Raw genomic sequence first — 6577 nt, 5'->3', positions numbered from 1 at the left:
TTCGTGAGGATGCTTCGTGGAAGGGCGACGTGATGCCCGCCACATACGATACGATTCGGTTCCGTATCGAAACTCCGCGTCCTACGCTCTGACCGTTACGAGTCTGCCCCGTATCGTATTTGCGATGCGGGTGAGCCGGGGGGAGAACCGGACCACATGGAACCGCACGAGAACACCGGACATCCGAGGCGGTGGGGGATCCTCGGCGTGCTGGTGATCAGCCTGCTCGTCGTCGTCCTCGACAACACGATCCTCAACGTCGCCCTGCGCACCCTGGCCGACCCGGTGCACGGCCTCGGGGCCAGCCAGGGCGAGCTGGAGTGGTCGATCAACTCCTACACGCTGGTCTTCGCCGGACTGCTCTTCACCTTCGGCGTCCTCGGCGACCGCTTCGGCCGTCGCCGGTTCCTGCTGATCGGGCTGGTGCTCTTCGGCCTGGCCTCGCTGCTGTCCGCGTACGCGCAGGACCCGGGCCAGCTGATTGCGGCCCGTGCCCTGATGGGGATCGGCGGCGCGGCGATCATGCCGGTCACCCTGTCGATCATCTCGAACGTCTTCGACCCCCGGGAGCGCGGCCGGGCGATCGGCGTCTGGGCCGGCGCGGTCGGCCTCGCCGTGGCGATCGGCCCGATCCTCGGCGGCGCGCTGCTGGAGCACTACTGGTGGGGCTCGGTCTTCCTGATCAACGTGCCGGTGGTGGCGATCGGCGTGGTCCTGGTGGCGATGCTGGTGCCGGAGTCCCGCGATCCCAGCCCCGGCCGGGTCGACCTGCTCGGCGTGGTGCTCTCGGTGGTCGGCCTGGTCGCCCTGACGTACGGGATCATCGACGGCGGCGAGCACGGCTTCGACCGTCCGGTGGTGTGGGCGTCGATCGTCGGCGGCCTGGCGGTGCTGGCCTGGTTCATCGACCACGAGCGGCGCAGCGACCACCCGTCGCTGGACGTACGGCTGTTCCGGGTGCCGCGCTTCGCCGCCCCGGTGGCGATCGTCGGCCTGATCTTCTTCGCCGCCATGGGCGTCATGTTCTTCAGCTCGTTCTACCTGCAACTGGTCCGCGGTTACAGCCCGCTGCAGACCGGCCTGCTGTTTCTGCCGTTCGCCGGCGCCCAGCTGATCTTCGCGCCCCGTAGCGCCGCCATGGTCCGCCGGTACGGCGGCCGGGCGGTCGCCGTGGTCGGCCTCGGGCTGACCACCGTCGCGCTGGCCTCCTTCGCCTTCGTCGACGCGGACACCCCGATCTGGGTGGTGCTGGTGGTCTTCTTCCTCCAGGGCACCGGGATGGCCAACATCATGCCGCCGGCCACCGAGTCGATCATGTCGGCGCTGCCGCGGGAGAAGGCCGGTGTCGGCTCCGCGGTCAGCAACACCGTCCGGCAGGTCTCCGGTGCGCTGGGCGTGGCCGTGCTCGGCTCGGTCCTCTCCGCGGTCTACCGGGAGGACATCGCCTCGGCGGTCGACGGGCTGCCCGCCCCGGCCCGCGAGGCGGCCAACGAGTCCGTCTCCGGGGCGTACGCCGCGGCGGGTCAGTTGGGGTCGGCGGCGCCGAAGCTGATCGCGGCGGCCAACGACGCCTTCGTCTCGGCCATGCACTGGGCGGCGGCGCTCTCCGCGGTGGTGGCCGCCCTGGGCATCCTCATCGTGCTCCGCTGGATGCCCGGTCGTCCCGACGCCGGTGCCGGCCCGGCCGCCGCACCGGCGGTCGGAGAACCGGAGATGGCCGGAACCGCCTAGGTTCGGCGACAATGTCTGACATGACTCCCACCGCAGATGCTCCGCGGTCGCCCGGGCGACCGCGGAGCGTCCGCGCGGACGAGGCCATCATCGAGGCCACCCTCGACCTGCTCGCCGAGGGGAGCACGATCGAGGCGCTCTCGATCGAGGCCATCGCCTCCCGGGCCGGCGTCGGCAAGGCCACCATCTACCGGCGCTGGCCCGGCAAGGAGGAGCTCTTCGTCGACCTGCTGCGCTCCGTCGAGCCGCCGGATCCCGTGCTGCCCGGCACGTCCGCCCGTGACGACCTCGTCGCGCTCCTGGAGAGCCTGCGGCAGCGCGGACTGGCCAAGCGGACCTCCGCCCTCCTGCACAACGTGTTCTCGCAGATGCAGCTCTATCCGAAGCTGTGGGAGGCGTACCACGCCACCGTGATCGAACCGCGCCGCCGCATAGGCCTGGACGCCCTGCGCCGGGGCGTCGCGGCCGGCGAGATCCGGGCCGACGTCGACCTCGAACTCCTCAACGACCTGTTCGTCGGGCCTCTCCTGCTGCGCACCGTCATCCGCCCCGGCGCGACCCTGGAACCCGGTCTCCCCGAGCAGGTCGTCGACGCCGTCCTGGACGGTGTGCGCCCGAAGGGCTGACGTACATGCGTTCGATCGCCCGAATATCCGGGTTCTGTCACAGCTGTCCCACCCCGCGCCACCTGCAGGAACCCGCCACGCCGTTCCGTCGTCCTCGTGGCAGTACGGCGGACCCGTCATCGCCTACTGTCGACGTCGGGGCGCAGAGCGGCACAGCATGTGGCAAGGCAGTGAGGACGGCGTGATGGCGCGAGTGGACATGACGGAGACGGGGAACGGCGACGCGGCGGACGACCGCCCCGGCCCGCGGTTCCGGTCCCTCGGCCACACCCTGCGCCACGACCGGGGGATCTGGCGGCGAGGCATCGTGCTCGCCGCGGGCGCCGTGCTCCTGACGCTGCTGATGGTGTTCCACGCCGAGATCCCCAACCGCGTCGGCAACCTCGGCAGTCTCACCGAGACCTTCCTGCCCTGGCTGGGTCTGCTCGTCCCGGTGCTCCTGGTCCTCGGCCTGGTGCGCCGCTCCGCGACCGCGCTGATCGCCCTGCTGATCCCGGCGCTGGTCTGGCTCAACCTGTTCGGCGGGCTGCTCACCGACAAGTCGGGCGCGGGCGGCGACCTGACGCTCGCCAGCCACAACGTCAACGCCGACAACCCGGACCCCGAGGGCACCGCCCGCCGGCTCGCCGAGTCCGGCGCGGACGTGCTGGCCCTGGAGGAGCTCGCGCCGGACATGGTCAAGGTCTACGAGAAGGCCCTGGCCGCCGCGTACCCGCACCACGACGTCCAGGGCACGGTCGGGCTGTGGAGCAAGCACCCGATGAGCGACACCCGTCCCGTCGACATCCGGATGGGCTGGACCCGCGCCATGCGCTCCACGATCGCCGCCCCGCAGGGGAAGGTCGCCGTCTACGTCGCCCATCTGCCGTCCGTACGGGTCAGGATGGACGCCGGCTTCACCGCCGGCCAGCGCGACGGCAGCGCCGACCACCTCGGCGAGGCCATCGCCGACGAGCCGCTGAAGCGGGTGGTCCTGCTCGGCGACCTCAACGGCACCATGAACGACCGCTCGCTCAAGTCCGTGACGTCCCAGATGCGGTCCACCCAGGGCGCGGCGGGCGACGGATTCGGCTTCAGCTGGCCGGCCTCGTTCCCGATGGCCCGGATCGACCAGATCATGGTCAAGGGCGTCGAGCCGATGTCCTCCTGGACCCTGCCCCGCACGGACAGCGACCATCTGCCGGTCGCCGCCCGCGTGAAGCTCTGATCCTCCAGAGCCGGCGCTCCGTCAGGAGTGCTCCCGCCAGCGGTTGGTGATGGGGAGCCGGCGGTCCTTGCCGAAGCCCTTGTTCGAGATCTTCGTGCCCGGCGGGTACTGCCGCCGCTTGTACTCGGCGGTGTCGACCAGCCGGAGCGTCCGCGTCACCAGCTCCTCGTCGAAACCGGCCGCCACGATCGCCTCCCGGCCCTGGTCGCGGTCGACGTACAGCTCCAGGAGCCGGTCCAGGACGTCGTAGTCCGGCAGCGAGTCGGTGTCCACCTGGCCGGGGCGCAGTTCGGCGCTCGGCGGCTTGACGATGGAGTTCTCCGGGATCGGCGGGACCTGCCCGCGCTCCTCGGCCGCCCGGTTGCGCCAGCGCGCCAGCCGGAACACCGTCGACTTGTAGACGTCCTTGATGGGCCCGTACGCGCCGACGGAGTCGCCGTACAGCGTCGAATAGCCCACTGCCAGCTCGGACTTGTTGCCCGGTGCCAGGACGATCTGGCCCTCCTGGTTGGAGATCGCCATCAGCATCGTGCCGCGCAGCCGGGACTGCAGGTTCTCCTCCGCGAGCCCGGTCAGGCCCAGCGCGTCCATGTACGCGTCGAACATCGGCCCGATCGGCACGGTGCGGAAGTTCAGCCCGGTGCGCCGGGCCAGTTCGGCCGCGTCGCCCTTGGAGTGGTCCGAGGAGTACTTCGACGGCATGGAGACGCCGTACACGTTCTGCGGGCCGAGCGCGTCGCAGGCGAGCGCGGCGACCAGCGCGGAGTCGATGCCGCCGGACAGGCCGATCAGGACGGACGAGAAGCCGTTCTTCGCGGCGTACGCGCGCAGGCCGACGACCAGCGCCGAGTACACCTCCTCGTCGTCGTCGAGCCGGTCCGCGTAACCGCCCGTCAGCTCCGGCTCGTACGCGGGCACCGGCTCCTCGCAGAGCACTGCGCGCTCGATCCGCAGCCCGTCGTCGACGACCCCCTCCGGCGCGTCCGCGTCCGCCGCGGGCAGGTCGAGGTCGACCAGCACGCTGCCCTCCGCGAACTGCGGGGCGCGCGCGATCACCTCGCCGTCCCGGTCGACGACGATCGAGTCGCCGTCGAAGACCAGCTCGTCCTGGCCGCCCATCATCGCGACGTACGCCAGCGTGCAGCCCGCCTCCTGGGCTCGCTTGCGGACCAGCTCCAAGCGCGAGTCGTCCTTGTTCCGCTCGTACGGGGAGGCGTTGATCGAGATCAGCAGCCCGGCGCCGGCGCTGCGGGCGGCCGGCACCCGGCCGCCGTCCTGCCACAGGTCCTCGCAGATGGCGAGCGCCACGTCGACGCCGTGGACGCGGACGACCGGCAGCGTGTCGCCCTGCACGAAGTAGCGGTACTCGTCGAAGACGCCGTAGTTGGGCAGGTGGTGCTTGGCGAAGCGGAGCACCACCTCGCCGCGGTGCAGCACGGCCGCGGCGTTCTCGGGGGAGCCGGCGGGCCGGCCGAGCCGGGGCCGGTCCTTCTCGGAGCGGTCCAGATAGCCGACGATCACCGGGAGCTCGCCGTGGCCCTCGTCCGCGAGCCGGGCCGCGAGCGCGCGCAGCGCCTCCCGGGAGGCCTCGACGAAGGACGACCGCAGGGCCAGGTCCTCGACGGGGTAGCCGGTCAGCACCATCTCGGGGAACGCCACCAGGTGCGCGCCCTGCTCGGCGGAGTGCCGGGTCCAGTGGACGATCGCCTCGGCGTTCCCGGCGAGATCGCCGACGGTCGAGTCGATCTGATTCAGTGCGAGGCGTAGTTGAGGCACGCCGCCCAGTGTAATCGTCAAACCGACGCGATGTCCTGGGATCGGGGTCGTACGGGGGCATGGGGCAGCCCGAACCGCCGCGAAACCACACCCGTTCCTTATGCCCCCCGGCCTACGATGGGGCGCACCATGCCCCATACGCCCCGACCCGGCGCCCCGCGCACCGCCGCCCTCCTGCTGCTGCTCGGCGCGCTCGCGTACAGCGCATGGGTGCTGGAGGTCGTCGTCCTGACCGGGCTCGATCCGGTACGGACGTACGTCTCCGAACTCGCCGCCGCCGACCAGCCGTACGGGTCCCTGTTCCGGGCCACCGACCTCGTCTCCGGGCTGCTGCTGCTCGCCGGGTCCTGCTGGGCGCTGCTCCGCTCCGAGCGGCGGCCGTGGGCCGTGACCGGGTGGGCCGGGCTCGCCCTGTTCGGCGCGGCGACCGCCGCCGACTCCCGGCTGCCGCTGAGCTGCCCGCCCACCGTCGACGCGGCGTGCGCGGCCCGAGAGGCCGCCGGGCTCGTGCCCTTCACCCATACGGCGCACGCGGTCAGTTCCAGCCTCGCGATGGTCGGCGCGCTGGTCGGCATGACCGCGCTGACGGTCGCGGCCCGCCGCTACCGGGACCGCCCGCTGCTCGCCCGTACCGGACCCGCCCTGGTCGTCGTCGCCCTCGCCGCGACCGGCTGGACCCTGGCGGCCATCGCCGCGATGGAGGCCGGGAACGGCTCCTGGGCCCTCGGGGTCGGCCAGCGCCTCCAGTTGCTGTGCGTGGCGATCTGCGTCGCCGCCCTCGCGGCGGCGGAGCTCCGCAGGCGGGAGGCGCGGTGAGCGCGGAGCATTTCGTACGCGTCGGGGGAGTCGCCCATCACGTCGTCATCGACGGGACCGGGCCCGTCTGCGTGCTGGCCGCCGGGCTGGGGATGAGCTGGTTCGACTGGGCCCCCGTCGTCCCGCTGCTCGCCCCGCATCGCACCGTCGTCCGCTTCGACCGGCCCGGCCACGGCCTGTCCGCCCCCGCACCGGTCGCCCCCACCGCCGCCGGTGAGGCGCACCGGTTCGCCGCCCTGCTCGACGCCCTCGGGCTGCCCGGCCCCGTCACCGTCGTCGGGCACTCCCTCGCCGGGTTCCACGCCGAGGCCTTCGCCCGGCTGCACCCCGGCCGCGTCGCCGGGCTCGTCCTCGTCGACTCCTCCGTCGAGGAGCACGCACGCGTCCCGGCCGCCCCCGCCCTGCGCACCGCCGCCGTACG

Annotated in this window: 6 protein-coding genes; 5 read left to right on the top strand and 1 reads right to left on the bottom strand. The window is 72.3% G+C overall.

All coding sequences use genetic code 11. From position 1 onward, the window contains the following. The first annotated feature begins 156 nt into the window (after window positions 1–156). The 3 genes from VIU94_RS30985 to VIU94_RS30975 all read left to right on the top strand — a co-directional run bounded on the left by VIU94_RS30985 (window position 157) and on the right by VIU94_RS30975 (window position 3564). Window positions 157–1731 (top strand): MFS transporter, encoded by a 1575-nt coding sequence (locus VIU94_RS30985; RefSeq protein ID WP_331916425.1) that lies wholly within the window; start codon window positions 157–159, stop codon window positions 1729–1731. 20 nt (window positions 1732–1751) lie between these two features. Next, window positions 1752–2357, top strand: coding sequence for a TetR/AcrR family transcriptional regulator (locus VIU94_RS30980; protein WP_331916423.1), 606 nt, complete (start codon window positions 1752–1754; stop codon window positions 2355–2357). Between the two features lie 184 nt (window positions 2358–2541). Continuing rightward, on the top strand, window positions 2542–3564 hold the full coding sequence (locus VIU94_RS30975) for an endonuclease/exonuclease/phosphatase family protein (protein ID WP_331916421.1): 1023 nt from the start codon (window positions 2542–2544) through the stop codon (window positions 3562–3564). Window positions 3565–3585: 21 nt separating this feature from the next. On the opposite strand, the gene VIU94_RS30970 is transcribed toward VIU94_RS30975, so the two are convergent. Further along, window positions 3586–5340: an NAD+ synthase gene (locus tag VIU94_RS30970; RefSeq protein WP_331916419.1), complete on the bottom strand. Its 1755-nt coding sequence runs from the start codon at window positions 5338–5340 to the stop codon at window positions 3586–3588. A gap of 129 nt (window positions 5341–5469) precedes the next feature. On the opposite strand from VIU94_RS30970, the gene VIU94_RS30965 reads away from it, so the two are divergent. Then, window positions 5470–6156 (top strand): DUF998 domain-containing protein, encoded by a 687-nt coding sequence (locus VIU94_RS30965; RefSeq protein WP_331916417.1) that lies wholly within the window; start codon window positions 5470–5472, stop codon window positions 6154–6156. Continuing rightward, window positions 6153–6577 (top strand): alpha/beta fold hydrolase (locus VIU94_RS30960; RefSeq protein WP_331916415.1); only part of this gene is annotated, 425 nt, incomplete at its 3' end. The genes VIU94_RS30965 and VIU94_RS30960, both read left to right, overlap by 4 nt.

It is taken from the genome of Streptomyces sp., from assembly GCF_036566765.1.
Classification (GTDB): Bacteria; Actinomycetota; Actinomycetes; order Streptomycetales; family Streptomycetaceae; genus Streptomyces.
This window is presented reverse-complemented; position numbering and strand designations above follow the sequence as displayed.

What these genes read in the sequence shown, in the direction of transcription:
- VIU94_RS30985 (WP_331916425.1), top strand. Translation starts at nt 157, where the DNA reads ATGGAACCGCACGAGAACACCGGACATCCGAGGCGGTGGGGGATCCTC.
- VIU94_RS30980 (WP_331916423.1), top strand. Translation starts at nt 1,752, where the DNA reads ATGACTCCCACCGCAGATGCTCCGCGGTCGCCCGGGCGACCGCGGAGC.
- VIU94_RS30975 (WP_331916421.1), top strand. Translation starts at nt 2,542, where the DNA reads ATGGCGCGAGTGGACATGACGGAGACGGGGAACGGCGACGCGGCGGAC.
- VIU94_RS30965 (WP_331916417.1), top strand. Translation starts at nt 5,470, where the DNA reads ATGCCCCATACGCCCCGACCCGGCGCCCCGCGCACCGCCGCCCTCCTG.